This window comes from Desulfobacula phenolica (assembly GCF_900105645.1).
In the GTDB taxonomy this organism is placed as follows: domain Bacteria; phylum Desulfobacterota; class Desulfobacteria; order Desulfobacterales; family Desulfobacteraceae; genus Desulfobacula; species Desulfobacula toluolica.
The window spans coordinates 195127-221452 of sequence record NZ_FNLL01000003.1 but is presented as its reverse complement, the minus strand read 5'-3'; the positions used below and the strand labels follow the sequence as shown (position 1 = coordinate 221452).

Genomic DNA, 26326 nt, shown 5'->3' with positions numbered 1-26326 from the left:
GGTTTTTTTGAATTCTCTAACTGAACTTAAAAAAATCATACAGTCCCTGAATAAAAACATTACATATGAGGATATCAGCGCGTTTCAAAAACAGGTTTCACAACTTGAACTGCAACAAGGAAAGCCACCGATTGTCACATCTTTTTTAAAGATGATGCGATCATTGGGAAAATATCTGGGGTCAAAAAAAAACAATGCCCATGCGGATTCCATACCTGTATTGAATTCAATTGTAGAAAAGCTTGATAAAATAACAAATGACCCGAATCTTGAAAAAGACGAAATCAACCAAATACTATCCAAAGAGCTTCAGAAGTACAAATCTCTACAAAATAAAATTGCATCAGGCTCAGTATTTACGGATAATGAATTGAACGATCTGAAAGAAGCTATTTTAGCAATTGACTGGGAAATTTCCGAGATCAACTTGAAAAATTTTGAAAAAATTGTCACACACTTATTGTCAAAATCAAAAAATTATAAAATCCAGCAGACCTTTTTAAAGATCATTCACACTACCGGACGATATATCGGCATTCTGAAAGCAGATACCCCAACAGACTCCATATCTTTTTTACACTCTGTTTTTGAAAATCTTGAAAAAATTGTTCATACGCCCGACATGGCATTAACGGATAAAAAGCACCTCCTGGAAACCGATATCCAACGGTTTTATGAAATCAAACAAAAATTTTCCAACAAAAAAAATCAGATACATGTAAGAGCAGATAATTCCGATGATGACTTTATACAACCGGCTCTATCACACATTAAGCAGACAGGCATATCGGCTTTAGATGATGACACCATACCATTAATCACGCTTCCCGAACAAGATGAGAGCCTTCAACAGAAAGCAAACAGACCTGATCCTGATCCCCTGGCACCTCCGACATCGACAAACAAAAAAATATCAGTGGCAGGTTCAAGGGATGTCATGGATGATCTTTTCAGCATAAAAGAGTCTCCGGCAGATGAATTATTAGATGCCATTCATCTGCTTGACGTTAATGAATCAAACCCGGATCAGGCCATGGACATGATTGATCAGACAAGCGATCCACAATCTGATGGGATAAAAAACTTCACACCCCGGAAAATTAATATCGAACCCATACCGGAAATCGGGAGCCGCCTGGATGAGTTTTTCAGCCTGGACTTCTCTGAAGACAATGGGGTTGTACCGGATTATCAGGAAGATCAGACCATTGAATTATGCACAATTGAGGAGGATGGTCCGGCAGACGGTATCGTGCCGTTCCAATACGAAGATGACTCCTTTGAAGAACACCAGCATAACACCGATACAAATGCCCCATTGAATCATGAGCCTGACATCGAACTTCTGATCCGGCTGAAGTCAGTCATTGAAAACCCGGAATGGCTGAAGGATAAATCCGCCAGTATGGCAATCAAGCAAGACATTTCTTATCTTGAAAACCGCTGGCAAACCAATCCCGAAAAAACGTGTCTGGTTCAAATCATTGCATCACTTGTCACGCTGTTGAAAAATCAAGAAAAAACGGATCAATTGAAAAATGAGGGCAAAGCCAATGCATCAAATAAAGATTTTTCAGATTCCCACAGGAAAAAACCAAAGGGAATTTGGAAAAAATTCAAAGGTATGTTCACCTCTTAAAACCGCAATAACATCAAATGATTTTCTTTTGTGAAGATTGTGGGGAAAAAAATATTTTATCCCCCACACAGTTAAAAGACGGGAATGCCGTGTTCAGGTGCAAGTATTGCCGCTACCTGAATTCATACCGCACAAAACCTGCCAAAAAACCGTATCTGAAACAAATAGATGACGATTTAAACTTACATCGGCGTTTCCCTGAAATTATTGGATTTTTTCTCTTTCACAGGAAAACCGGGGTTTTAAAAAACAATATGCCCGGTATTCTAAAAAAAACAGACCTGGATATTCTGGGAAAAATTCTGACAAAAAGCTATTGGGTATGTCACGCTCAATACCAGGATGTTCATGAGATGGTATTAATAATATCAAACAGAAACCTGATGGTTAAAATGATTGACCGCAATCTGGCTCTTATCATTGCCTGCAAATCCTTTCCGTTATCCAAAAACAGTATGGATCAATTAGATCAATTTGTAGGCAGAATGGTGGACCAGTCGAGCTTAACCATCATGACACAAAAGGGATAATCAAAATGCCACCCCTTAAAGAATTGATACAAATTACCAACGTAGCAGGCGTAGATCAATATATTTTTGTAGACCAAAAAGGAAACATTGCAGCCCATGATATTCAAGATCCTGAAAAAACGGCTGACATAGTTTTTTTCTGTGGCAAAAATTCATATGCAATTGGTAAAACCAGATTAAACCATGTCATGTTTTCCAGGAAAAATCAGAAAAATTTTTTTATTTTTCCTGTTGGTGATTACTATCTTGGAGTGATAAAAAAAAAATCTATTGACAATTTTGTTCTGACGGAAAATATAATAAAATTTACAAAAGATCTTCTTGAACTTGAAAAGAAGACTCAATAACTGCAACGGGCAGACCTGGCCATTTTATACTACAATATGGTCACTTTGGCTTGCCCACAACAAAACATGAAAGTCTTTGTTTGTATTTTTCAAAACTTTCATACAAAGAGGAATTGTTTATGACAGCACAAACCATTATTCTGATTTTCACCCTTATAATATATCTCATTATTATATTTGTTTTCAACACGGCCAGAATCAAATATGCCGGTGGAAAAGTCGGAACCGTCATCAACCTGATCCTGATAACGGTGTGCCTATTGTTTATTGCCGATTATGTTATCATTTTTGATCAATTAGTGGATACGGATGTACTTGAAATTATCAAGGCATTGTTCAGAACAGCCGCGCTGTCCTTTTTAGCCTATGGTGGGACAAAAGTGGCAGCCTCTTAGCAATCGGCAGGCATCAGGAAGCAGGCATCAGGAAAAAAAGGAAAACATACCTCTTTTGAATCCACTTTTTTTATCTGTTTTAAATTCAGAATAAAGTTGTGCAATAACATTTTTCATGTCATTGACGATTTTACTTTTTTCTTTTGAGCCGGCCTGATATTTTTTTACATATCCCAGCACTTTTTCAATATCATTCAGAATTTTTATCAGGGGTTGTGATCCCAGAATTTGCCCTGCCTTTTTTAATAGCTGTGTGCAATATTCGGTAAATCCCATGATTAAAAATTCATTTGGATCTTCAACAAATTCCATTTTATCCAACGCAGTAGTAATGGCCTGAAGATTTGAATTTTTATGGTTATCCGGGTGATATTCCCTGAGGACATCTTTAAATTCAATGGCAAGACAGGGCTTGATTTCTTCAAACAATGAATAGCATCTGTCCCCGAGTTCATCAGCAATATTTTTCTTAATGGCTTGCAATATATCATTAAAAACCGTCAGAATGGCAGAAAAATCATTTTCCCCGCTCTGATCATCCAGTTGAATCTCTTCTTTTTGTTCAATCAAGCCTGATGAAATCACGGAAAAAAAGATTTTATATACGGCAAATTCATCATATCCGCTTTCAGTTATGATTTGACGGACCGACCGGGTTCCGTCAATCAAAGAAAGAACCCGCCATTCATTTGCATTGAGCTTTATTTCATCCTTGCTTTGCACCTTTCCCGACATTTTAAAGACCATTTTATCACTGGGGATAAATTCCTTTAGAACGGACAATTCATCAATCCGCCGGGATGCTTCAAGAATCAGCTTCATGGGATTGAGCTGTGTGACAATCATGCCCTTTAAGTTCAACCGGGCATCTTTATATTCAAACCTGCCTTTTTTCCAGAAAAGAAGATTATATAAAATAGCTTCAACCTGCCTGGTATTATACTTTTTCAAGGTATCAACCGAAATGTATCCTTTTTCTACAAGGATTTTGCCCAGGTGCATCTTTTCCTGCCTGGCAAGGGCAAAACATTTTTGAAGTTGCTGCGCTGAGATGATGCCGTCATTTCGCATCAGAAACCCCAATCTTGCCTCCTTCAAAGAGGCGGATGCATAAATAATGGTTCCCTGTTCAAAAAAAACCCGGCTTTCCTCATCATCACAGGTTACTGTCAGCACTCCTGTTTTCTGATCATTACACAACAGCTGAAGGATACTTGCCAGAGTTAATCCTTCAAAATCACCCTGAAGATTCATAATTTCCTTTTTGTATCTTTCATTATCCTTGTTCCGGTCCAAAATCTTTTTATACGCTTTAAAAACCGCCAGTGAAATACTATGCCATAATATTTTGGCGAATACAATATCATCATCCTTGATGGCATTGGTTCAGACTTCAGTCTCTATAATGGCATTACAGTTAGCGGATTTTAAAAACCAGTTTATACTCCCGGCCCTCATATTGCAAAATCACTTCGTCTTTTTTGATATGAAGAAGGCGGTAGCCTTGAACAAATTCTTTTTCTCCCAGTATTTCATTGTTAATCACGGCAATTCGTTCTGTAGGATCTTGTGCCCAGGCAATCGCCTGGATTTTGAGAATCCCCTGCTCCAATGGCAAAATTTCCTTGATAGCAGTGATAACAGGTATAGCATCACGGCCCTTTTTTTTTGTATCTGGATTTATATCAGGATTGGTGTGCGGTTGGGATACGGTTGCCAAAGTCTTTTTTTCTATTATTTGTGATGGAGGCATCTTTTCAGATTCAGGGGTTGTATCGTTTTCCAGCCCGGCAGTCGGCAGGACTAAAGATTTAGTCATAGCTCTTTTGACGGGCGGTTTTGAGTCATTCAGTTCAGCCGGGGCCACAACGGATAATTGAGGCACCATTTTTCGAAAGGGATCTTCAGACTGAAACGCTTTTTTGTTCCCAAAAACTATTAAATAAGCGGCAGCCATTGCAACAATCGCAAATCCCAGGACAAACAACAGATATTTTGAGTTTACGGGAAACCCGCCTCGTTGCCGTTGCATTCTTGAATTTAGAGTGGTGCGGACATTAAATTTCAATGCTGCTATTTTTTTGAAGTCCTGATCAGGACAGTCTTGTTCTGCCTTTTTCAATGCCTTTAAAATGGTACTCATTTCATGTGCCCTTTAATAGAACGCGCTTAAAACGGGTCTTGTCTAAATAGGGTATGGAACTTTCCATTTTTTCACTATACATCATGATTTTTGTCAAAGGACCGACGATACCGTCTTCAACCAGGCCATATTTTGCCTGGATCTGCTTTACCGCTTCCTTGACCGGATCATTATATACCGGGGTCAAATCAACAGAGGAAAAGCCGATTTGACCGAGAAACAATTTGAGTGCCACTATAGAAGTCTTAGACGAGGTAATGGATATGATTCCGGCATATCCGAAATTATCTTTCCAGGGAATGTAAATATCACCGGTTAAAAAAGGCAGCAGATCATCAGCACGAATCCTGACACGCCTCTCATCATTTCCCGGGAAAATGACATATTCATTGTCCGTTGTGATCTCGACAACGGCGATATAGCCTTTAACAGAATCATCCGGTGAAGCAAAGCCGAGGATGGCGGGAAGATTATATTTTTCAACCAGATCTATCGTTCCTTCAAGGTGCAGCACCTGGAGGTTGTTCTGTGTGGCGGCAATGTTAAAAAAGTTCAGATCAGATTCAATCTGCTTTATCAAGGGATTAAACCTGATCAAAGATTGATTATCCCAGAGGGAAACAACATGAGAAAATACATTTTCCCGAGTGGCAGTCTGGTTAATACTTGACAAATTTTTTTTTAAGTCCGCTTTTCCAATAAGCGGAACTGAAAAAAAAACTGGGTTCGATGGTGGCGCTGTTTTTTTCAAAACCAAATGAGTTTTCACACCATCCACCGGTTTTAAAAGCTTTGGTATGGCTTCCGGAGCGTTGATTGTCTTTGCAGTGCTGTTTTTAAATTTTATCTCGGGTATCCATCTTGAAGGGATTCCCTTAAAGACCACCAGAAAAAAAACAGCAGCAATAATGATGGAGAAAACAGCCGTTGATCTCTTTTCTATGAAGGACTCATACCTGGTTTGGACGGATTTTCGGGGTACAAGTTCCCTGACCGCTATTTTGACCATGGCAGCTGTCACTTTCTTTTGATTAAGGCTATAACACGCCAGAAGGGAGCGATCACAAGCAATATTGATCAGTCTGGGTATTCCCCGGGAATAGTCATATATATGATTCAGGGCCGCACGGGTGAAAAGTGTGCGGGGTTTCCGGGATGCCACATTGATCCTGTGCTGAATATAATCCCGGGTTTCCTTCCGGGTCATGGGCAGAATATGACAGTTCAGGTTTATTCTCTGCCTGAGCTGGCGCATTTCATAGGAATCAAGAATTTCCCCCAGTTCAGGCTGTCCGACCAGAATAATCTGGAGCAACTTGCTTCGGGTTGTTTCCAGGTTGGATAACAGCCTCAGCTGTTCCAAAGTTTCCCGGCCCAGGTTCTGGGCTTCATCAATGAGCAGTATCACGGATTTGCCCCGAACTTTTTTTTCCAATAAGAATTCGCTCAGGGTAAGGGTCAACTCTGCAGGATCGGAAGAAAAACAGGCAATGCCAAGCTCGCGAAGGATGGCTTTGAGAAGCTGGACCGAATCCAATTTTGAATTAAAGATAAAGGCCGCTTCAATATCCTTATCCAGATCTTCAAGGAACACCCGGCATAAGGTTGTCTTACCGGTTCCTATTTCACCTGTGATTTCGACAAATCCATCCCCCTGAGAAGTTGAATAGGTCAAATGAGCCAAGGCCTCTTCGTGGCTTTTTCCTAAAAACAGAAATTCAGGGTTGGGAACCAGCTTGAACGGTCTTTCAACGAAATCAAAAAATGCATTATACATCCTTGTTACTCCATAAGTTCAGACATAACGACCCTTCAGGATACGACATCCCATATAATAACAGGACCGTCAAGAAAATTGTTGCAATCGTTAAACCTTCTTTGTAATAACTGCCACAGGCATACTTGGCCATTTTATACTACAATCTGGTCACTTTGGTTTGCCCACAACAAAAAATGAAAGTAGCTGTTTGAATTTTTTAAAACTTTCATATAAGGTTAAAAACGGATTAAAAGAAGTAATGAAGCAATATAATATTGATATAATTGGAAATAATGAATAAAAATTTTAAAATCATTGTTGAATACGATGGTACGGATTTCTTTGGCTGGCAAAAACAAAATGACAAGAAAACCATTCAGGATGAAATTGAAAAAGCCTTAAGCCTGATCCTGAACCAGGATATCAGGATTTCAGGATCAGGGAGAACCGATGCCGGTGTTCATGCCTTTGGACAAGTTGCAAATTTTTATGCGAATACAGACATCCATCCACAGAATCTTAAAAAAGGGGTTAACAGTGTAATCAAGCAACCAATTGTTATCAGGGAATGCCTGATCATGGATAATGATTTCCACGCCCGTTACAAAGCTGTTTCCAAGGAATATCATTATTTTATTTTAAACAGAGAGTATCCTTGCGCCATAGGCAGGTCATATCAATGGCATATCCGGCATCCTCTCGATATTGAGGCTATGAATCAATGCTGCAATGAGATTACAGGGGTGTTTGATTTTAAATCTTTTGAAAACACAGGAAGTCCAAGATCTTCAACCATCCGGGAAATCTTTTTTTCACATATCTGCGTGTTAGATAATAACAGATTGGTCTTTAAAATTTGTGGCAGTGGTTTTTTAAGGTATATGGTACGAAATCTAATCGGAACCATTGTTCTTGCGGGATTAAATAAAATCACGGTTCCTCAGTTTAGAAAAATACTTGAAACAAAGGACAGGACAAAGGCCGGTCCGACAGCACCTGCTCATGGATTGTTTTTAAAAAAAGTGAATTATTCGTGATCTTTTATTTTTTGAATATGGTCATTGTAATGAGAGATGATATCCCGCCTGTAAATCAAACCGATCAGTTTGCCTGAATCATTTTCTTCCACAACAGGCAAGGCATCAATATTTTTTTGAGTCAGCTTTAAGAGTACTGTGTTCAGATCTTCAGACGGCAAGGTATAAATCAGATCAGACACCATTATATCTTTCATGACAACCAGTTGTTCTATATGAGGGGTAAAAATAATTTCCCTGATATCAGTAGAGGAAAAAATACCGGAAAAATGACCCTTGCTGTTGATAACGGGAAAATAGTGCTGTTTTGTACTTGAAAAGAATTTTTTAAATTCACTGAACGGCATATCTTCATTCACACATCTGACTTCTTTGATAAGGTGTCTTAAACTTCCAACTTTCATGGTTTGAAGGATATCCATCATCACCTCTCCTGCATGGACAGGTGAATCAATTCTGGATTTAACCTGATTTTCAAAGATCGTCCATCGCCGGCACAACAAATAACAAATGGAACAGACCAGGAGACTTGGCAACAGCAAGTGATAGGAGTTGGTCATTTCACTGATAAAAATTATTGTTGAAATCGGCGTATTGGATACCGCTGCAAAAAAGCCGGCCATGCCGACAATAACAAAGGAACCAGGGGTAGTGACAACCGAAGGGATCAGCAGGTTAAAGATTTTCCCGACCGCTCCCCCCATGGCGGCACCAATGACAATGGACGGACCAAATACCCCGCCGCTTCCGCCGGACCCAATGGAAAATGATGTGGTAAATATTTTTCCCAAGGCCAGTGCGATCAAGGTGGGGATGGCTACCTGGTTGAAAATAGCCTCTTGTGCAATCCCATACCCAAAGGCAAGGGTATAGGGAAGAAAAAAGCCGATAACACCCGTGATCAATCCGCCAATGGCTGGTTTAAAATGGTTGGGGATTGAAAACTTCTTGAACAGATCAATCACCCCGTAAAATACTTTAATGTACAAAACAGCAGTGAGTACAAGAATAACGGCCAGGACAAGATACGGCCCCAATTCCAATGGATTTTGAAATTTAAATCCAGGCGAATCAAATAAAGAACCCCATCCGAAAACAATACAGAAAATACAATAGGCGACAACAGAAGAAATACCCGCAGGAATGATAACTTCCGATTCAAAATCAGGGTCACGGTAGAGTACTTCAGCAGCAAAAAGCGCTCCCGCCAAAGGGGCTCGAAAAATACTGCCCACCCCGGCACCGATACCGGCAGCCATCATGATCCGTCTTTCTCTTTCGGAAAGCTTGAATTTGGTGGCCAGAAAAGATCCAAACCCTGCGCCGATTTGCGCGATAGGTCCTTCTTTGCCCCCGGAACCCCCGGTTGTCAATGTGATGGTGGATGCAATTGTTTTGATGATGGGAATTCTGCCCCGGATCAGTCCGCCTTTATGATGGTATGCATCAATGGCGGCATCAGTTCCGTGGCCTTCTGCCTCCGGGGCGAATGTGTAAACAAGCCAGCCGCTGACAACACCGCCTAAAGCAGGCAGTATGAGAAGTATCCATTTGTTGAACACAGTCTGGGTATGGGGTAAAAAAAGGTGTTCTCCTGCCGGAGATGACGGTCTGTATCCGGCTATCATATCCAGGAAATAATGCATGCCAAATCCGCATAAATAATGAAAAACAATGGCACCGCACCCGGCAATAACACCGATTAAAACAAAATAGAACAGCCACTTACCGGCAACTGCAATATCTGCCGAGCCTATCTTTTCTCCCACACCCATGGACATTAACCTTGTCTGAGATCATTAATACCTTTTAAAATGATATCAAATAATATTTCAACATCACTCTCCTCAAGGCAGGAGAACGCCACCCGGATATTTTTTTCTCCAAGGGCAATCAAACCTGTGCCGTAATTTTCAAGCAGATGGAGTCTTAATTGTTCCGCATTCACATCTTTGAGGCGGATACACATGAAATATCCTGAATTAAACGGATAAATATCAAAGGCATCCTTGAATTTAGGGTCTTTTAAAACCTCTTTCATTTTTAATGCACGGCTCTTGATAAGCTCAAATTTCTCCTGTTTATAGGCATCATAATTCATGTCGTCCATGGATTTTAAAAGAATGGTCTGGCTTAAATGGGATGCATTGGAAATATTTCCACGGATACACCCGGCTGTCTTTTTCTCCAGCGCTTCCAAAACATTGTCATCATTATTATGAACCGAATAGGGGTCATCACCACAAATCCCATAGGTGATAAAACCCGTCCTGAAACCCCAGACATAGTCTTCTTTTGTGGCACCATCCAATTTTACCGCCACAAGACGTTTGTCTGCCCCTGTCAGTTTGGAAAATATGGATTCCTTGCTGGTTTCTTCTTCAAAAAACAACCCAAAGTAAGCGTCATCACACGCTGCGACCACATTGGTTCCCTGCCGGGCAACGTCAATTAAAATACTTGCAACTTTGTCGGCTTCAGCCACACTCAAAGAATATCCGCTCGGGTTATGGGGGAAATTTAAAACCGTTACAATTTTATCATTTTCCTTTGCCTGCTCACGGATCACCTGTTCAAACGATTCAACATTAAATCGAGTCAACTGGTCGTCATATGCTTTGTAATTAACAATGCGTGCGCTGTTTCTGATACAAAAGCTCATATTGTAATTGCCCCACATCATGTCAGGCAAAACAATCACATCATTGGAATCAACCCACATATCAGACAAAATACTGATCCCATGAGTGATACCGGAAGTGACAACCGGAAGGCTTATTTTTTTATTTTTAAGAGATGGATTTTTTTTATAAATAGCGGACTTCCATTTTTTTCGAAGATCCATTACACCAAAGGATGGGGCATAGGATAAATAATCGTCCGGATCAATATCTTTAATATATTTTGTGACTGACGGCAAACTCAATACACTGTTGCCTTCTTTGGCAATACCAATGGTCGCATTAATTTTAAATGCGTATTGTTTGGCTTCAGCACTCTGGCTCAGGATGCCTTTTGGAAAAAAAAGGGCTTTTCCCATATTGGAAAGCATTTCAAAAATGTGTGGGTTGGACCCATTAATAATGTTGTTTAGTTCTTGTGCAATCGGATTCATAATTCACTCTTTAAAAATTCACTCTCTTAAAATGGTTTATATGAAAGCCTTGAAAGATCCAAACAATGACTTTCACATTTTGTTGTGGGCAAACCCAAGGTGACCAGATTGTCGCAAAAATGGCCGGGTCTTCCCGTGACAGTTATCAGACAAACAAACCGGAAAAACAATTCATTGATAAAGCTTTAGAAACGTACTTTAACCTAAAAAAAAACTCTGCAGCTTTATCAAGACTAAAACCACAGAGTTTAAATAAAACTGATATATAAAAACTATCTTCTTTTAGATGCTTTGATCGGGTTGATTTTTTGTTTTTTCGTTACTTCAACGGTTTTAACATGTGTTGCAATATTACAATTGCCGTTTTTCCATTTCAATGATGGGTCCGGAGCAGCAGTGCAATACACACCGGTTTCAAACTCCCCTGTTCTCTGACATCCGTTGCATTCGTCAATAATGGGTAGACAAGCGCCTTCATTATAGCTACAGCCTTTTGATGTCATGAATACGCAATCATCACCCTTTCTAATAGTTGTACAAATCATAATAATAATCCTGTGTCTTAATTCTGTAGTTTGAATTTCAAATAGTCCCTTCAAGGACTATAACCTTAATTAACTATCATAGCATTAAAAAACTGTCAATATTTGAGATTGTTTGTCCGGATATTTTTTTATATGAAAAAAGATTCGAGTATTGTATATAAAAAAACAATGCAGCAATCTTTTCAACAAAACAAAGGATTAGATAACGTTCAATCATGATAATAGAAAAAGCAAAAGAAGTATTAAGAATAGAAGCAGAAAGTATTTTAAAATTAACCCGGAATATTAATACCTCTTTTGAAGATCTGGTTAATATTATTTGCAGTTCTACCGGAAGGGTTGTCATCTCTGGAATTGGCAAATCAGGACTGATCGGCAAAAAAATTGTTGCCACCCTTATCAGCACCGGGACAAATTCAATGTTCCTGCATCCGGTTGAAGCACTTCACGGTGACTTGGGGATGGTGAACAAGAATGATGTGTTTATCGCTATTTCAAACAGCGGTGAGACCAATGAACTCAATCAATTACTCCCGGTAATCAAGCAAATCGGGTGCAAAACGGCAGGATTCACAGGAAAAACCAATTCCAGCATGGCAAACTTTTGTGATATCGTCATTGATACAGGGGTTGAAAAAGAAGCCTGCCCCTTTAATATGGCTCCGACTTCAAGCACAACAGCCCAGCTTGCCATGGGTGATGCCCTGGCTGTTGTATTGATCACCAAGAAAAAATTTAAAAAAAGCGATTTCATGAAATCCCATCCCGGAGGTGTTTTAGGGAAACGTCTTTCCTGCAGGGTTGGTGAAATCATGTTTGAGGCATCGACCGCACCGGCTGTATTAACAGGATCTTCCATGGGGCTGGCCATCGAAGAAATGGATAAATTCAGATTGGGTGCAGTGATTATTCTGGACAAGAACAAAACACTTAAGGGAATTATCACTGACGGAGATATCCGTCATTATCTGGCTAAAACACAATATGATTTAGCAAGCCAACCCGTTGACACGATCATGAGCAAAAACCCGCACACATTAACATCGGAATCTTTTTTATATGATGCATTAAATATTATGGAAAAATATCAAATAACAGTACTTCCCATTGTTGATAAGAAAAACAGGCTTGACGGACTTTTACATTTACACGATATTCTTGGAAAAGGATCTTTTCAATTTAATGGAGGGCATAAATGAAAAACTTTGATTTTTGCACGGATATTCCCACTCTTGGAGAAGCAAAAATTATATCTCCGCTTAAAAAGCATACCAAACCGGGTGAACCTGAAAAAAGGTTTATTTCAGATGATGCAAGGGTAATTGTTGATGTACAGATAAATCGCCTGCAATCTGATTTAAAAAAAAACAGCAGCTTTGATCAGGCCGGGCCAAGAGAAAAAATATATTTTGATCCAAGCAAGCTCAAATGCGCCATTGTAACCTGCGGCGGATTATGTCCCGGATTGAACGATATTATCCGGTCTATTGTCCTGGAACTTTACCACATCTATAATGTTAAAACGATTTATGGAATCAAGCACGGACTTCAAGGATTTATTCCTGATTTTCAACACGATGTAATGAACTTGAATCCTGATTCCGTATCAGGAATTCAGAATACTGGCGGATCAATATTGGGTTCCTCCCGGGGAACCCAGGATATAGGTATGATTGTAGATTGTCTTGAAAGAATGACTATCGGCATTCTGTTCATGGTGGGCGGTGACGGGACATTAATGGCATCGAAAAGAATTGTAGAAGAAATTGAAAAAAGGAATTTAAAGATATCGGTTATAGGAATTCCCAAAACAATTGATAATGACATTTACCTGGTATCCAGGTCATTTGGATTTGATACTGCAGTTGATGTCGCAACCCTTGCCATCAAGGGTGCACACAACGAAGCAATTGCATACCCCAATGGAATCGGTTTGGTAAAACTCATGGGCAGGCATTCCGGATTCCTGGCTGCAACGGCTGCACTGGCCCAGCAGGATGCTAATTTTGTTCTCATTCCCGAGGTTGATATTTCCCTGGATGGAAAAAACGGCTTTTTACAGGCCCTTGAGAATCGAATACTTCATCGAAAACATGCGGTTGTTATTGTGGCCGAAGGTGCGGGTCAAAAATTATTTGATAAACAGCAAAAAAAGTTTGATCCTTCCGGAAATATTGTTCTTCAGGATATTGGCCTTTTTCTCAAAGAAAAAATATCACAATGGTTTAAGGCAAAAAACATTCCCATTTCATTAAAATATATTGACCCGAGCTATATTATCAGAAGCCTGCCGGCAAATGCCAATGACAGTGTTTTTTGCGGTTTTCTCGGCCGGGACGCAGTTCACGCCGGAATGGCAGGAAAAACCAAATTATTGATCAGTTTCTGGAACAACCATTATGTTCATGTACCAATGGATGCTGCATCAGGAAAGCGAAAGAATCTTGACCCCCAGGGAAAACTCTGGCAGTCGATTCTGGAAGCAACCGGCCAGGATACTTTTTTTACCGACTGATTTCGACAAATTTTCCTTTTTTAATCGTCATAAGAAAAAGCTCCCTATGGGCAACTCCATTTGCATCAAAAATGGTGTTTCCGGTCACGCCTTCGAACATACGCTTGCCTTGCAGGGTATCCTTCAGCGTCTCCCGGGAATCAACCGTTTCATCCATGGCTGTCAAAAAAAGAATGGAAGCCGTATCATAGGATATGGCCTCTAAAAACTTTGGCTTTGTATTAAAGACCGCTTTGAATTTTTTTGCAAATTGAGTTGTCTTTAAATTTTGACTGCTGTCAAAAAATCCGTCAGTTATGATAACTTGCTTGTTATAACCCTTTGCATCTTTCAAAAGACTTTCATGATGCCACAGATTTGTTCCGACAAGATACATGCCTGTAGCATCATTAAATGAAAGTTGTGGAAGTATTAAATTGATATTTGAAGGAGAGTCAGGAATAAAAAGGGCTTGAAAATCAATCTGAATTTTTTCTTTTGGATTATCATCCTCTTCTGATAGCGGATTGTTTTCAAGTTCAACAGCTTCAGGTTTTAGAAAATCCGGAACCGGGAAAAACTGTCCGGTAAGTTTTTTTATCGGTTTGGTAAAATCTGTTTTTTTACCGTCATATGGCTCTATACCCACAACTTCTCCACCATATTCATCAACAACATCCCAGAAAAGTTCCATATATTTTTTACCGTATTTTTCGTTGGGATAGAGAATTGCCACTTTTTTTATTCCAAGTTCCTGAAACAGATAAGCCCCAAGGGTTCGTACCTGCATCTCAGGAGTAATGAAGTTTGAAAATAAATATTCTCCCTGCAGAGGGAACGCACTTTTTTGTGTTAACGCAATCATTGGTATTCCAAGTTTTTCAGCTTCCAGACCAGCCTGCTTAACTGTTAACAATGGCCCTATTATCCCTGCAACGTTTTTTTGATGTAAGTCTCTTACCCCTTCAATGGCAATATCCGGGTTGGCCCTGGTATCTTTTATAATGAGTTTAAATTCCCTGGAATATTTTTTTGACAACTCCTGTATGGCCAATTGAATTCCGGTCAATGCCCTTTGACCAAAAACAGCATATTTTCCTGTCAAAGGCAAAAGGCATCCAATCGTATCTTTATTGAAAAAAGTTTTTTTTATGACCGCCACAAGATCAGCTGCATCATTATAATAAGGATGATCAGGATATTGAAACAAAAAAGTTTCAAGCATCTCTTTTGATTTAACAGCATTGTTTTCCAAAGCAAAATTAAGCCCTGTCCAATACATTAACAGGGGTTTGGGAATATGGATATTTTTTGTATCCAGAAGCTCTGCTATGGTTATTGCCGGTGTTTTTACCAGAACCGATTCAATGCGGGATATCAGTTGCGGTGTTTCATCTTCAGTTGCCTGGGCAAGCGCCTGGTCATAAACAAACAAGGCGTCCTTGTAACTTCCCCGCAAAAAAAATTTATCTGCTTCGGCAGATAAAATTTCAACAAGTGATATTTTTGGCTGATCCTGTTCTGTTTTGTCTTTTGCCGGTTCATCCGCCTCTACCGGGAGTTTGTCTTTTTCAAAGGGAGGCTTTCCAGGCAGGTACGAACAAGCAGACACCCACAACATAATATTGAAAATTATAAAAAAATTAAAAAATTTTGTATGATTAGGCTTCATATTGTTAACACTTATTTTATTTATTATCTCAACTTTAAAAGTTAAGTTCGAGCAGACGGGAGGTCAGGCAAGCATAGCTCCCATCCCTGAACTTGTCATTGTGAACCTGTGGCGTATGGACTATATGAAAAACAAAAGGCTATGTCAAAAATTGTTTGATCAGTTTTTCAGCCAAATCAACCTGGGACGGCTCAAACCAATGGATATCTTTATCCTGACGAAACCATGTAAACTGACGTTTTGCATATCGCCTGGTGTCACGTTTTAATAGCCTTACAGCTTCTGTCCAATCCACCTCATTTTTGATAAACATGGCCATATGTTTATAACCGATGGATTGCATGGGTTTCAAGTCAAAGGAATATCCCATTTCAGCCAGGGTGGTGACTTCGTGGAGCAAACCTTGCTCAAGCATCAGATCAACCCGTTTATTAATGCGGTCATATAATTTTTCCCTGTCCATGAAAAGGCCTATTTTCAGACTGTTGTATCTTAATTCATCAAAATTATGAGTGTCTTGCCGGTCTGAAATCAGACGACCTGTTGTTTGATACACCTCCAATGCCCTGATAACTCTGAATGAATCATTGGGATGTATTTTTTGAGCAGCTTTGGGATCACACTTTTCAAGTTTTTCATAAAGACTTTGGTTGCCTTTTTCTTCAAGTTCGGCAGTCAATTGTGACACTGTTTGTTCACATATGGGTTTTGACCGGAACAAACCATGCAACAAAGCCCTGATATAAAGACCTGTGCCTCCAACAACAACTGGAATCTTTCCGCAGGCAGTAATTTTTTCAATGGCTTGATCTGCATTTTTTACATATAGACCTGCATCAAAATCATCTTTTGGATCGATAAAATCCACAAGATGATGCCGTGCCAGTTTTAATTCTTCAGAGGTTGGTTTGGCAGTACCGATATTCATATGCTTGTAAATCTGCATTGAATCCGCACCGATAATTTCCGCGTTAAAACGCTTTGCAACCCGGATGGCAACTGTTGTTTTGCCAATTCCTGTGGGACCGCAAATGACAATAATTTTCTTCATAAACAATATATATATTCATTCAATAAGTGTTGACAACCTTTGTTTGATCGCTTTATAACATAATACTTTGGCTAAGAAAATATAAGCTTTATAAAATCATAAACAATTTAAATAATTAAATAGATATGATCTTTATAGAAACAGGAGAATGTTAATATGAGTAATAAACTAACCGGATCTGTAGTTGTGATTGGTGGCGGTATTTCCGGCATGCTTTCAGCTTTAGACCTTGCAAATTCCGGGTATTACGTTTATTTGGTGGAAAAAGGTCCCTCAATAGGCGGCGTTATGGCCCAGCTGGACAAGACCTTTCCGACAAATGACTGTGCAATGTGAATTATCTCACCCACACTGGTCGAGGTCGGCCGGCATTTAAACATTGAGCTTTTAACGCTTTCAGAAGTTATTGATGTAAAAGGTGAGAAAGGTAATTTTCAGGTAGAAATTTTAAAAAAGCCGAGATATGTAGATGAAAATCTATGTGTCGGCTGTGGTGCATGTGCGGAAAAATGCCCTGGAAAATTTGATGATACCTACAATGCAGATCTGAAAAAAAGAACGGCTATTTACGTTGAATATCCCCAGGCCGTACCATTAAAATATGCCATTAATCCGGATGTCTGTTTAAAACTGACAAAAGATAAATGCGGCACCTGCGAAGAAGTCTGCCCTGCCAATGCAATTGATTACACACAAACCGAGAAGAAATTAACCATTGACGCAGGGTCAATTATTTTTTCTCCTGGGTTTTCCCCCTTTGATCCGTCAAAATTTGATAATTATCAATATGCAAAATTTCCCAATGTTGTAACATCCATGGAATTTGAGCGAATTTTGTCGGCAACCGGCCCCACTATGGGACATGTGACAACATTTCCGAAATTGCCGGTCAAACCTAAGAAGAAAAAAGACAAACTGCTGGCTGAAAAAAGAAAAGATCCTAAAAAAATAGCATGGTTTCAATGTGTGGGATCAAGGGATGTCAACAAATGTGATAATCCTTATTGCAGTTCTGTCTGCTGTATGTATGCAGTAAAAGAGGCTATTATAGCCAAGGAGCATGCAGGCAGTGATCTTGACTGCTCTATTTTCTTCATGGACATGCGGACACCTGGCAAGGAATTTGAAAAATACTATCAGACTGCCAAAGAAAAACACGGAATTAATTTTATCCGCTCCAGGGTTCATTCAGTCACTGAAAATCCTGAAACCCACGACCTGGATATACGCTATGTTGATGAACTGGGTCAAATTATTGATGCAACCTATGACATGATTGTTCTTTCCGTAGGGCTTGAAATTCCGCCTGAAACAAAAGAGCTTGCCCAAAAATTGGGTATTGATCTGACACCCAGCGGATTTTGCAAAACCGACTCATTTGAACCGGTTTCAAGTTCCAGAGATGGTGTTTATGTGTCCGGTGTATTCAACAATCCAAAAGATATTCCAGAATCGGTTCTGGATGCCAGTGCAGCAGCATCGGCTGCCGGGGATGCCTTAAGTTCTGCCAGAGACACCCTGACCAAGGCGATTGAAAAAACACCTGAAATAAATGTTGTGGGTGAACGACCCAGAATCGGTGCGTTTATTTGTGATTGCGGCTCAAATATCAAGGGTGTTGTTGACTGTGCAGCCGTCACGGAATATGCAAAGACCCTGCCCTATGTTGAATTTGCCGATGAAGCCATGTATGCCTGCAGCCAGGATGCTCAGGATAAAATGGTTGAATATATCAAAGAAAAAAATCTGAACCGGATTGTGGTTGCGGCATGTACGCCAAAAACACATGAGCCGCTGTTCCAGGAAACTCTTGCCAATGCAGGGTTAAATAAATATTTGTTTGAAATGACCAATATTCGTAACCATAATTCCTGGGTACATAAAAACAATCCTGAACTTGCCACTGAAAAAGCCAAAGACCTGGTACGCATGGCAATTGCCAAGGCGGCTTTAGCAGAACCATTAAAAGAAGAAAAAATCAATGTAAATGATTCTGTTGTGGTTATCGGTGGCGGACTGGCAGGCATGACCTCTGCAAAGAGTCTTGCAACCCAGGGATATCAGACGCATATTATTGAGAAAAAAGAACGGCTGGGAGGTGAAGCTCATAAACTTTATAAAACCGCCCAGGGTGAAAATGTTCAAGCCAAACTTGATGAGCTGATCAAAGAGATTGAAAGCAATGACAATATAACGGTTCATTGCAATACCACTCTTGAAAGTGTTGACGGATTTGTCGGCAATTTTAAATCTACTTTGAAAAATGCTGATAAGGAATTTGAACTTGAGTATGGTGTGGCTGTTCTGGCTACGGGTGCCAAAGCCTTTGTAACAGATGAATATGAATACGGAAAAGATGACAGGATAATCACATCCCTTGATCTGGATAAGATGTTCAAGGAAGATGATGCCAGGCTTGATGCCTTGAATTCTGCGGTTTTTATCCAGTGTGTGGGATCACGACAACCTGATCGCCCCTATTGTTCAAGGGTCTGCTGTACACACTCCGTTGACAGTGCTATTGAACTCAAAGAACGCAAACCTGATATGGACGTGTTTATTCTCTATCGTGATATCAGAACATATGGGGAAAGAGAGCTTTTATACAAAAAAGCAAGAGAACTAGGGGTTATTTTTATCAGGTATGATGTGGAGAATAAACCAGCCGTCAGAATTGCCGACGGAAAGGTTTTGATCAAAGCAACGGATCATGTGTTGAACCAGCCCATTGAAATTGAAGCCGATCTGCTCACCCTTGCAACTGCAATCGTTCCAAGAAGAGATGAAAAATTGGCCAACTTCTATAAAGTACCGCTCAATGACGAGGGTTTCTTTGTTGAGAAACATGCTAAATTAGGTCCTGCGGAATTTGCAACTGATGGTGTGTTTGTCTGTGGTTCAGGCCATTATCCAAAACCCGTCAACGAAGCAATCACACAGGGAAGAGCATCCGCATCCAGGGCGCTTACCCTTCTTGCAAAAAAAGAAAGTCTGTTTACCAGTGGAACCATTGCAAGTGTTGATCAGATGAAATGCAGCCAATGCGGAGTTTGTGTATCCATTTGTCCCTACTCGGCTCCGGGCTTTGTAACGGAAGGAAGGTTTGAGGGAAAAGCAGAAGTCAACCCGGTATTGTGCAAAGGATGCGGACTGTGTGTCGCTTCTTGCAGATCCGGCGCTTTGCACCTCAGAGGCTTTGACACGAATCAGATTTTTTCACAAATATTTGCACTGGGTGAAGTAGGTTAAAGGAGATCATAACGAATGGCTGAAAAAGATATTAAAATTGTAAGCTTTCTATGCAACTGGTGCAGTTATGGTGCAGCAGATCTTGCAGGTGTCAGCAGAATGGAATATCCGGCTGATATTCGGGTTATACGGATACCCTGCTCCGGCAGGATGAGTCCCAAATTCATACTTTCAGCATTGAGAGAAGGCGCGGATGCCGTATGGGTTTCCGGCTGACATCCGGGTGAATGTCATTACCTGGATGGTAATTATTATGCACGCAGAAAATTTGCACTCATGGGAAATCTTTTGGAACATATGGGAATTGAACGAGACAGAGTCCATTTTTCTTGGATCTCGTCTGCCGAGGCAACCAAGTTTGTAGATGTGGTTAAAGAGATTTCAGATAAAGTAAGGGCACTTGGGCCAAATAAGAAACTTGTAAAGGACTATAATTAATAAAGGTAAGTTTATGAATGCCTGTATAAATAAAATCAGGGAACTTTCTTTGGAACTTCTGGATAAAGGAGAGGTTGTTAAAGTTATTGGTTTTGCAAACGGAACCATTCCCATGGCAACGAGTCCTATTACCATTTCATCAAAACAAGATGTTGAAAAATTGGTTTTTAATTCAACATGCGGACTTAATCTTGCTAGTTATATAAAACAAAGTATTAAAAATAAAAAAGATAAAATTGCGATTATCGCCAAAGGGTGTGATACAAGAAACATTGTTACCCATATTGTCGAAAATCAAGTCAGCAGAGACCAGGTGTATATCATCGGTGTACCCTGTAACGGAATGGTCGATAAAACAAAGATTGCATCCTTGTTCGAGGATGAAATCATCGAGTTCACAGAAGACGGTGATACATTGAATGTTAAATCTTCCATAAAAGAAGAAAAACTGGAGAAAAAGGATTATCTGAGAGAAAACTGCAAGCTTTGCATGCACAAAAATCCAGTGATTTATGATGCTCTGGCAGCAGACCTTGTTGAAGAACAAATTCTTGATAATCCTTATCCTGATGTTGACAAAATCGAGGCAATGGATTCGGATACAAAATGGCAGCATTTTCAAGATCTGACACAAAACTGTATTCGATGTTATGCATGTAGAAATGCATGTCCCTTATGCTATTGTCCCACATGCTTTGTGGATGAATCAGGCCCCCAATGGGTTGGCAAAGGCCAGGACAAAACAGATGTAGACACTTTTCATTTTTTAAGAGCGTTCCATTGTGCCGGTCGCTGTACGGACTGTGGTGCATGTGTGGAAGCCTGCCCCATGAATATTAATGTCAGGGACTTTACAAGAAAGCTGAATAAAGATGTTTTTGAAATGTTTGGCTGGGAAGCAGGGCTGGATATTAATAAACGTCCTCCCCTGGACGCATACAGTCCGGATGATCCCAACGATTTTATCAAGTAAATAAAAAGGGTATACAATGAAATTTATAAAAATTGATAAAAAAGACTGGGCCAAGGGCATTGAAAAATCCAGGGAAACCTATCAGCTTTTTGGTCCTGTCAAAGATAAAAACGGCTTTTTCATCAAAAGTCTTGAAAAGGATGTATTGCCAGACATGGAATATCATGATTCCGTGATGTCGGCAAAATCGGTGCTGTTCCCGCAAACGGAAAAAATGCTTAGCGCGACCCTGGATGAATCTTGTGAAGATCATCACATAATGAAAAACATTCAAGATGATTATTCGCCAAGAGCAGTTGTGGGAATCAGGCCCTATGACGCAAAAGCCGTGGAACTGGTAAAACTTAATTTTGATACCGAAGATTACCGTGATCCTTATTGGTGTGATGCCTATGAAGCAACAACCTTTGTAGGTTTGGGCATCAACAAACCCGGGCCTTTTGATTTTTCAACATCCACAGGTTCAGGGCCATTTTGTGAAGACGGGCTTGATGTCCTGCTGGCGGATCTTGATGACATGTATCTGGCAAAGGTTCTTACGGATAAAGGGGACGCCTTTCTGGGAGCCTGCGGGTTTGATAAGGTTGTCGATGAAAAAGAAAGTGGAGTGATGTTTGATGTTTTGAGAAAAGAAGCTGAAAAAAACATTACTTCTCAAATTGATACGGATAAATTAAAAGACAAAACCATTCTTGAGCTTCATGAAGCACCTTTCTGGGATGATCTTGCATTTTCCTGCATCAATTGCGGCACCTGCACATATGTGTGTCCCACCTGCTGGTGTTTTGACATACAAGACGAAACCAAGCAAAAATCAGCCACCAGGTTCCGTAACTGGGATACCTGCATGTCTCCTCTGTTTACACGTCACGCAACAGGACATAATCCAAGGGACTCAAAAACCCAGAGGGTCAGACAAAGATTTATGCATAAACTGAAATATTTTCTTGATAAATACGACCAGGGGATCATGTGTGTCGGATGCGGCAGATGTGTTAAAAGCTGTCCGGTTAATATCGACATCCGTGAAGTGTGCAACCGTATGAACTCGTACGAAAAACAAGATTAGCGGACAAAGGAGGAAACACATGGAAAACCCCTATATACCGTATCCAGTTCGCATTGATGAAATTGAAATTGCAACTGAAGACAAGTCCTTGAAAACGTTTAAATTTGTTTTTTTAAACAAGGAAGATGAAGAAAAATTTTCCTATCAGGCCGGACAATTTGCTGAATTGTCTATCCCTGGCGTAGGAGAAATTCCCATTGGAATCGCATCATCTCCCGTTGAAAAAGGATTTGTAAAATTCACAGTATTTAGAACAGGCGTTGTCACCGCCCACCTTCACAACATGAAGGTGGGAGATATAATGGGAATCAGGGGGCCTTTGGGCAATTGGTATCCCTGGGACAAGCTGGAAAATAAAAATGTGGTCATCATTGGTGGTGGATTTGCATTTACTACCTTAAGATCTTCCATTATTTATATGCTGGACCCTGCCAACAGAAGCAAATTTAAAAATATTGATGTGGTTTACGGTGCAAGATCTCCAGGCATGCTTTTGTACCGGGAAGAACTTTTTGAATGGGAAAAACGCGATGATATCAACATGCATATTACGGTTGATGGAACCGATGACCCTGACTGGAAATACCACACCGGATTTGTTCCAACAATTGTTGAACAAAATGCTCCTAAAGCGGATGAAGATACTTATGCCATTATCTGCGGACCACCGATCATGATTAAATTTACCCAGCCTGCATTGACAAAGCTTGGTTATCAGGAACACCAGATTATAATGTCCCTGGAAAACAGAATGAAATGCGGAATCGGCATGTGCGGCAGATGTAATATCGGGAAAGAACTGGTTTGTAAAGACGGTCCAGTCTTTACTCTTGAAGAAATCAACCAAACCCCGAAAGAATATTAAATCAACTTGATTTTATATTGACAAGTAACCATTGCTTAAGATATGTTTAGCATTCAATTATTGAAGCTAAGACAGTATGTCTTAAAATGATAAGAAAAAAAACCTTTTACAGGAGGAAATTAAATGGCAACAATTGAATTTAACGGGAAATCTTTCGAAATAGATGAAGATGGATTTCTTCTTGATTACAATCTTTACAACACTGAATGGGTTGATTATGTAAAAACTCAAGAAGGTATTGAGGAACTTACTGACGAACATTGGCTGCTGGTAAAAGTTCTTCAGGACTATTACGAAAAAAATGGTATTGCTCCAATGGTTCGTGTTCTTTCAAAACTGACCAAGTTTAAACTGAAACACATCTATGAACTATTCCCGTCAGGACCTGGAAAAGGTGCATGTAAAATGGCCGGTCTTCCAAAACCAACCGGATGTGTATAGTAAGTCAGTATTCTATATAGTTGATTAGCTTTTAAAGGCTCTGCATAATAGTTGCAGGGCCTTTATTGGTTCTGGTTCAAGGAGTATAAGCTATGCCGGCAATTGATGATCAAAACAAAAAAATCCTTAACATGATCCAGGTTGATTTTCCCATTCACTCAAGACCCTATAAAATCATTGCGGATAAACTCGGCCTTTCGGAAAATGAATTGATCCAGCGGATCAGTCAAATGAAAAAAGATATGCTGATCAGAAGAATCGGCGGAAATTTCAGTCCTGACCGGCTCGGATACCATTCAACACTGTGTGCTGCCAGAGTGCCTGAAGAAAAAGTTGAACTATTTACAAAAACCGTCAATTCCTATTCCGGTGTAACGCACAATTATAAACGGGATCATACCTTTAATATCTGGTTTACATTTATTGCGCCTTCAGTTGAAATAATCGAGAATAATTTAAAAGAAATCAGCAAGGCAACCGGTGTTGAGACCATATTGAATCTGCCTGCGACACGAGTTTTCAAAATCAGTGCCAATTTTAAATTATGAGGTCTGTTAAAGCGGCTCTTATAGTTCAAAACTGTATTGCCGGAAATTTTAAAAAAAATCTTGAATCAAGCCTTTCCTTTATATCATCAGCCGCCCTGCAAGGTGCTGATATCATTGTTTTTCCAGAGATGAATCTTACCGGATATGTTTCAGGCCCTGACATTGTTTCCATTTGCCAACCCATAAGTAAAGATATTGTGACCTTGTTTTTAAACATGGCCCAAGATTTAAAAATTACTATCCTGGTTGGTTTGGCAGAAAAGACACCTGACAAAAAAATATATGCTTCTCATCTGGTGTTCAAACCTTCAGGATCATTTGAATGTTATAGAAAAATTCATACTTCACCGTTTGAAAAAAAATACTTCACACCTGGAAATAAAATTTCAGTGTTTAAATCACAAGGGCTTAATTTCGGTGTTCAACTTTGTTATGATGCCCATTTTCCGGAATTATCACTGGCCATGGCTTTAAAAAAGGCAGACATAATTTTTATTCCCCATGCTTCACCCAGAGGCAGCTCACAGGAAAAATACGATTCCTGGCTTCGTCATCTAAGGGCCAGGGCATTTGATAACGGCCTGTATATTGCCGCATGCAATCAAACCGGTGACAACACCAAGGGTTTGTTGTTCCCGGGGATAAGCTTGTTGATCGGGCCGGATGGAAACGTCATATATAAATCAATTGATGGCGCTGAAGGTATCCATATGATCCGGATAGAAAAAGAGCTTTTAAACAAGACCAGGTCCCATAAAATGAAATATTTTCTACCAAACAGACGCTGTGACCTGTTTAAAAATATTTAATTCAATTTTTTATTTTTTCTTGCCGATGCTGAATATAGGCATCCCTTATGGCGGCATAGGGATCAAGAGCTGCTTTCTTTAACGCCTCATAATCTCCAATATGAAAAGAGGTTTCGTTAATTCTATCATAGGCTTTAAGGCCCCAGGAAAGTTCCCATGGATCTAAATAATCAATTGGGGTTAAAAAAGAATCTCCAACACGACCGAGCGCATCCCTGATGGTTGATGGACCTAATACGGGAAGCATCAGATAACATCCATTGCCAATAGAATAGTAACCAAGTGACTGGCCCAGGTCTTCATCTGATGTGCGCAGATTGAATTTGTTCTGGGCGACCTGGCCAAAGCCTAAAACACCAAAGGTTGAATTGACTAAAAAAATATCAAATTCAGTTCCTGCTTTCTTTATTTTGCCTTGCAAAACATTATTGACAAACCGGACCGGAAAAACAAGGTTATGGAAAAAATTTTTCACCCCTTTGCGCACCAAATTGGGTGTAATGGCTTTATAGGCTGAAGCAAGTGGTTTTATTGCTGCAAAATATAGAATATCATTTAATGCATACATCGTGTAATTAAAATAATACAATGGATCGGCAATTGATTGAGGTTCTTCTCTATTATCATAATCCTCAAGAAACAATTCATCCAGGTCATCCTCTTCTTGTATGGATTGGTTGATTTGAGCAAAAAAAATACTGTTATCTTTATTTGTTTCATTGATTTGTCTGGAAGCAACAAAAATAGAATCATACGGCAAAACAACTGATATCTCTTGGTTGCTCTGAGCAAATCCACTGGAAATCAAGATAAAAACAAATAAAATAGAGGTTAATATGGAAAAAGAATATTTTTTTTTCATTATGAGCATAAGTTCCTTTTTTATCTTATTGATTTTATATGAAAGTCTTAAAAAATCCAAACAGCAACTTTCATGTTTTGTTGTGGGCAAACCAAGGTGAAAGACCAAGTCTGCCATTAGAAGTTACGGACACGACATTTATATATCTTCTAAGGTTTAAAAATTCAAGAAGATAGCTGTGATAGTGAAATTATTCTCTAAGCATATGCAATTTTATAAAGCAAGTTTTATCAATAAAGATTGACACATATATAAAAAACCAATACGCATACAATGCTTATAATATATAAAAATTCATACCGTAAAACCGATACAGGACATTTAAGCATATGGCCCAGAAAATCA

At 39.6% G+C, this 26326-nt stretch carries 24 protein-coding genes; 15 read left to right on the top strand and 9 right to left on the bottom strand.

The genetic code is table 11. The annotated features are described in order from the left end of the window. Positions 1–7 precede the first annotated feature (7 nt). From BLT94_RS05945 to BLT94_RS05930, 4 genes are all read left to right on the top strand, one after another. Entirely contained in the window at positions 8–1639 is a 1632-nt protein-coding gene (locus BLT94_RS05945) for a hypothetical protein (RefSeq protein WP_092231531.1), read from the top strand. A 17-nt stretch (positions 1640–1656) separates the two neighbouring features. After that, positions 1657–2169 (top strand): hypothetical protein, encoded by a 513-nt coding sequence (locus BLT94_RS05940; protein ID WP_092231528.1) that lies wholly within the window; start codon positions 1657–1659, stop codon positions 2167–2169. A gap of 5 nt (positions 2170–2174) precedes the next feature. Next, positions 2175–2516: a hypothetical protein gene (locus BLT94_RS05935; RefSeq protein ID WP_092231526.1), complete on the top strand. Its 342-nt coding sequence runs from the start codon at positions 2175–2177 to the stop codon at positions 2514–2516. 119 nt (positions 2517–2635) lie between these two features. Then, positions 2636–2911 carry a hypothetical protein gene (locus BLT94_RS05930; protein WP_092231523.1) on the top strand — a complete coding sequence of 92 codons (276 nt, stop codon included), beginning with the start codon at positions 2636–2638 and terminating at the stop codon, positions 2909–2911. A 27-nt stretch (positions 2912–2938) separates the two neighbouring features. Here the strand turns inward: BLT94_RS05930 and BLT94_RS05925 are convergent, their stop codons facing one another. The 3 genes from BLT94_RS05925 to BLT94_RS05915 all read right to left on the bottom strand — a co-directional run bounded on the left by BLT94_RS05925 (position 2939) and on the right by BLT94_RS05915 (position 6831). After that, positions 2939–4165 (bottom strand): DUF4388 domain-containing protein, encoded by a 1227-nt coding sequence (locus tag BLT94_RS05925; protein ID WP_092231520.1) that lies wholly within the window; start codon positions 4163–4165, stop codon positions 2939–2941. A gap of 163 nt (positions 4166–4328) precedes the next feature. Continuing rightward, positions 4329–5054 (bottom strand): general secretion pathway protein GspB, encoded by a 726-nt coding sequence (locus BLT94_RS05920; protein ID WP_092231517.1) that lies wholly within the window; start codon positions 5052–5054, stop codon positions 4329–4331. A gap of 1 nt (position 5055) precedes the next feature. Beyond that, positions 5056–6831, bottom strand: a complete 1776-nt coding sequence (locus BLT94_RS05915) for an ExeA family protein (protein WP_092231514.1) — start codon at positions 6829–6831, stop codon at positions 5056–5058. A gap of 275 nt (positions 6832–7106) precedes the next feature. Here BLT94_RS05915 and truA point away from each other — a divergent pair, with 275 nt between their 5' ends. Next, positions 7107–7850 carry a tRNA pseudouridine(38-40) synthase TruA gene (gene truA, locus BLT94_RS05910; RefSeq protein WP_092231511.1) on the top strand — a complete coding sequence of 248 codons (744 nt, stop codon included), beginning with the start codon at positions 7107–7109 and terminating at the stop codon, positions 7848–7850. Here the strand turns inward: truA and BLT94_RS05905 are convergent. From BLT94_RS05905 to BLT94_RS05890, 3 genes are all read right to left on the bottom strand, one after another. Next, complete coding sequence (locus BLT94_RS05905; protein ID WP_092231509.1) at positions 7841–9625, bottom strand: chloride channel protein; 1785 nt, start codon at positions 9623–9625, stop codon at positions 7841–7843. The two genes, truA and BLT94_RS05905, sit on opposite strands and share 10 nt — an antisense overlap. Before the next feature lie 5 nt (positions 9626–9630). Further along, complete coding sequence (locus BLT94_RS05900; protein WP_092231506.1) at positions 9631–10965, bottom strand: aminotransferase class I/II-fold pyridoxal phosphate-dependent enzyme; 1335 nt, start codon at positions 10963–10965, stop codon at positions 9631–9633. Between the two features lie 272 nt (positions 10966–11237). Next, positions 11238–11510 carry a PxxKW family cysteine-rich protein gene (locus BLT94_RS05890; protein WP_014957880.1) on the bottom strand — a complete coding sequence of 91 codons (273 nt, stop codon included), beginning with the start codon at positions 11508–11510 and terminating at the stop codon, positions 11238–11240. A 215-nt stretch (positions 11511–11725) separates the two neighbouring features. Here BLT94_RS05890 and BLT94_RS05885 point away from each other — a divergent pair, with 215 nt between their 5' ends. Next, entirely contained in the window at positions 11726–12709 is a 984-nt protein-coding gene (locus BLT94_RS05885; protein ID WP_092231500.1) for a KpsF/GutQ family sugar-phosphate isomerase, read from the top strand. Further along, entirely contained in the window at positions 12706–14025 is a 1320-nt protein-coding gene (locus BLT94_RS05880) for an ATP-dependent 6-phosphofructokinase (RefSeq protein ID WP_092231497.1), read from the top strand. The genes BLT94_RS05885 and BLT94_RS05880 overlap by 4 nt, the downstream gene beginning before the upstream one ends. Here BLT94_RS05880 and BLT94_RS05875 read toward each other — a convergent pair. After that, positions 14015–15676 (bottom strand): penicillin-binding protein activator, encoded by a 1662-nt coding sequence (locus BLT94_RS05875; RefSeq protein ID WP_092231494.1) that lies wholly within the window; start codon positions 15674–15676, stop codon positions 14015–14017. The two genes, BLT94_RS05880 and BLT94_RS05875, sit on opposite strands and share 11 nt — an antisense overlap. Before the next feature lie 139 nt (positions 15677–15815). Further along, on the bottom strand, positions 15816–16727 hold the full coding sequence (gene miaA, locus BLT94_RS05870) for a tRNA (adenosine(37)-N6)-dimethylallyltransferase MiaA (protein ID WP_092231491.1): 912 nt from the start codon (positions 16725–16727) through the stop codon (positions 15816–15818). Between the two features lie 156 nt (positions 16728–16883). On the opposite strand from miaA, the gene BLT94_RS05860 reads away from it, so the two are divergent. From BLT94_RS05860 to BLT94_RS05825, 8 genes are all read left to right on the top strand, one after another. Continuing rightward, a complete protein-coding gene (locus BLT94_RS05860; RefSeq protein ID WP_175530286.1) occupies positions 16884–19976 on the top strand; it encodes a CoB--CoM heterodisulfide reductase iron-sulfur subunit A family protein in 3093 nt (1030 codons plus the stop codon). 15 nt (positions 19977–19991) lie between these two features. Continuing rightward, positions 19992–20414 carry a hydrogenase iron-sulfur subunit gene (locus BLT94_RS05855; protein ID WP_014957886.1) on the top strand — a complete coding sequence of 141 codons (423 nt, stop codon included), beginning with the start codon at positions 19992–19994 and terminating at the stop codon, positions 20412–20414. Positions 20415–20427: 13 nt separating this feature from the next. After that, positions 20428–21387, top strand: coding sequence for a 4Fe-4S dicluster domain-containing protein (locus tag BLT94_RS05850; RefSeq protein WP_092231485.1), 960 nt, complete (start codon positions 20428–20430; stop codon positions 21385–21387). 16 nt (positions 21388–21403) lie between these two features. Continuing rightward, positions 21404–22456: a 4Fe-4S dicluster domain-containing protein gene (locus BLT94_RS05845; RefSeq protein WP_092231481.1), complete on the top strand. Its 1053-nt coding sequence runs from the start codon at positions 21404–21406 to the stop codon at positions 22454–22456. A gap of 19 nt (positions 22457–22475) precedes the next feature. Next, complete coding sequence (locus BLT94_RS05840) at positions 22476–23321, top strand: FAD/NAD(P)-binding protein (RefSeq protein ID WP_092231478.1); 846 nt, start codon at positions 22476–22478, stop codon at positions 23319–23321. Between the two features lie 123 nt (positions 23322–23444). Beyond that, a complete protein-coding gene (locus BLT94_RS05835; RefSeq protein ID WP_014957890.1) occupies positions 23445–23762 on the top strand; it encodes a TusE/DsrC/DsvC family sulfur relay protein in 318 nt (105 codons plus the stop codon). Between the two features lie 92 nt (positions 23763–23854). Next, positions 23855–24310: a siroheme decarboxylase subunit alpha gene (gene ahbA, locus BLT94_RS05830; RefSeq protein ID WP_092231475.1), complete on the top strand. Its 456-nt coding sequence runs from the start codon at positions 23855–23857 to the stop codon at positions 24308–24310. Beyond that, entirely contained in the window at positions 24307–25119 is an 813-nt protein-coding gene (locus BLT94_RS05825) for a nitrilase-related carbon-nitrogen hydrolase (RefSeq protein WP_092231472.1), read from the top strand. Before ahbA ends, BLT94_RS05825 begins: the two co-directional genes overlap by 4 nt. 1 nt (position 25120) lies before the next feature. Here BLT94_RS05825 and BLT94_RS05820 read toward each other — a convergent pair whose 3' ends face one another. Beyond that, positions 25121–25981, bottom strand: coding sequence for an MlaA family lipoprotein (locus tag BLT94_RS05820; protein ID WP_245742980.1), 861 nt, complete (start codon positions 25979–25981; stop codon positions 25121–25123). Between the last annotated feature and the right edge of the window lie 345 nt (positions 25982–26326).

Coding starts and splice junctions, on each gene's coding strand:
- BLT94_RS05940 (WP_092231528.1), top strand. CDS start 1,657: ATGATTTTCTTTTGTGAAGATTGTGGGGAAAAAAATATTTTATCCCCC.
- BLT94_RS05935 (WP_092231526.1), top strand. CDS start 2,175: ATGCCACCCCTTAAAGAATTGATACAAATTACCAACGTAGCAGGCGTA.
- BLT94_RS05930 (WP_092231523.1), top strand. CDS start 2,636: ATGACAGCACAAACCATTATTCTGATTTTCACCCTTATAATATATCTC.
- BLT94_RS05925 (WP_092231520.1), bottom strand. CDS start 4,165: ATGAATCTTCAGGGTGATTTTGAAGGATTAACTCTGGCAAGTATCCTT.
- BLT94_RS05920 (WP_092231517.1), bottom strand. CDS start 5,054: ATGAGTACCATTTTAAAGGCATTGAAAAAGGCAGAACAAGACTGTCCT.
- BLT94_RS05915 (WP_092231514.1), bottom strand. CDS start 6,831: ATGTATAATGCATTTTTTGATTTCGTTGAAAGACCGTTCAAGCTGGTT.
- truA (WP_092231511.1), top strand. CDS start 7,107: ATGAATAAAAATTTTAAAATCATTGTTGAATACGATGGTACGGATTTC.
- BLT94_RS05905 (WP_092231509.1), bottom strand. CDS start 9,625: ATGGGTGTGGGAGAAAAGATAGGCTCGGCAGATATTGCAGTTGCCGGT.
- BLT94_RS05900 (WP_092231506.1), bottom strand. CDS start 10,965: ATGAATCCGATTGCACAAGAACTAAACAACATTATTAATGGGTCCAAC.
- BLT94_RS05890 (WP_014957880.1), bottom strand. CDS start 11,510: ATGATTTGTACAACTATTAGAAAGGGTGATGATTGCGTATTCATGACA.
- BLT94_RS05885 (WP_092231500.1), top strand. CDS start 11,726: ATGATAATAGAAAAAGCAAAAGAAGTATTAAGAATAGAAGCAGAAAGT.
- BLT94_RS05880 (WP_092231497.1), top strand. CDS start 12,706: ATGAAAAACTTTGATTTTTGCACGGATATTCCCACTCTTGGAGAAGCA.
- BLT94_RS05875 (WP_092231494.1), bottom strand. CDS start 15,676: ATGAAGCCTAATCATACAAAATTTTTTAATTTTTTTATAATTTTCAAT.
- miaA (WP_092231491.1), bottom strand. CDS start 16,727: ATGAAGAAAATTATTGTCATTTGCGGTCCCACAGGAATTGGCAAAACA.
- BLT94_RS05850 (WP_092231485.1), top strand. CDS start 20,428: ATGAATGCCTGTATAAATAAAATCAGGGAACTTTCTTTGGAACTTCTG.
- BLT94_RS05845 (WP_092231481.1), top strand. CDS start 21,404: ATGAAATTTATAAAAATTGATAAAAAAGACTGGGCCAAGGGCATTGAA.
- BLT94_RS05840 (WP_092231478.1), top strand. CDS start 22,476: ATGGAAAACCCCTATATACCGTATCCAGTTCGCATTGATGAAATTGAA.
- BLT94_RS05835 (WP_014957890.1), top strand. CDS start 23,445: ATGGCAACAATTGAATTTAACGGGAAATCTTTCGAAATAGATGAAGAT.
- ahbA (WP_092231475.1), top strand. CDS start 23,855: ATGCCGGCAATTGATGATCAAAACAAAAAAATCCTTAACATGATCCAG.
- BLT94_RS05825 (WP_092231472.1), top strand. CDS start 24,307: ATGAGGTCTGTTAAAGCGGCTCTTATAGTTCAAAACTGTATTGCCGGA.
- BLT94_RS05820 (WP_245742980.1), bottom strand. CDS start 25,981: ATGAAAAAAAAATATTCTTTTTCCATATTAACCTCTATTTTATTTGTT.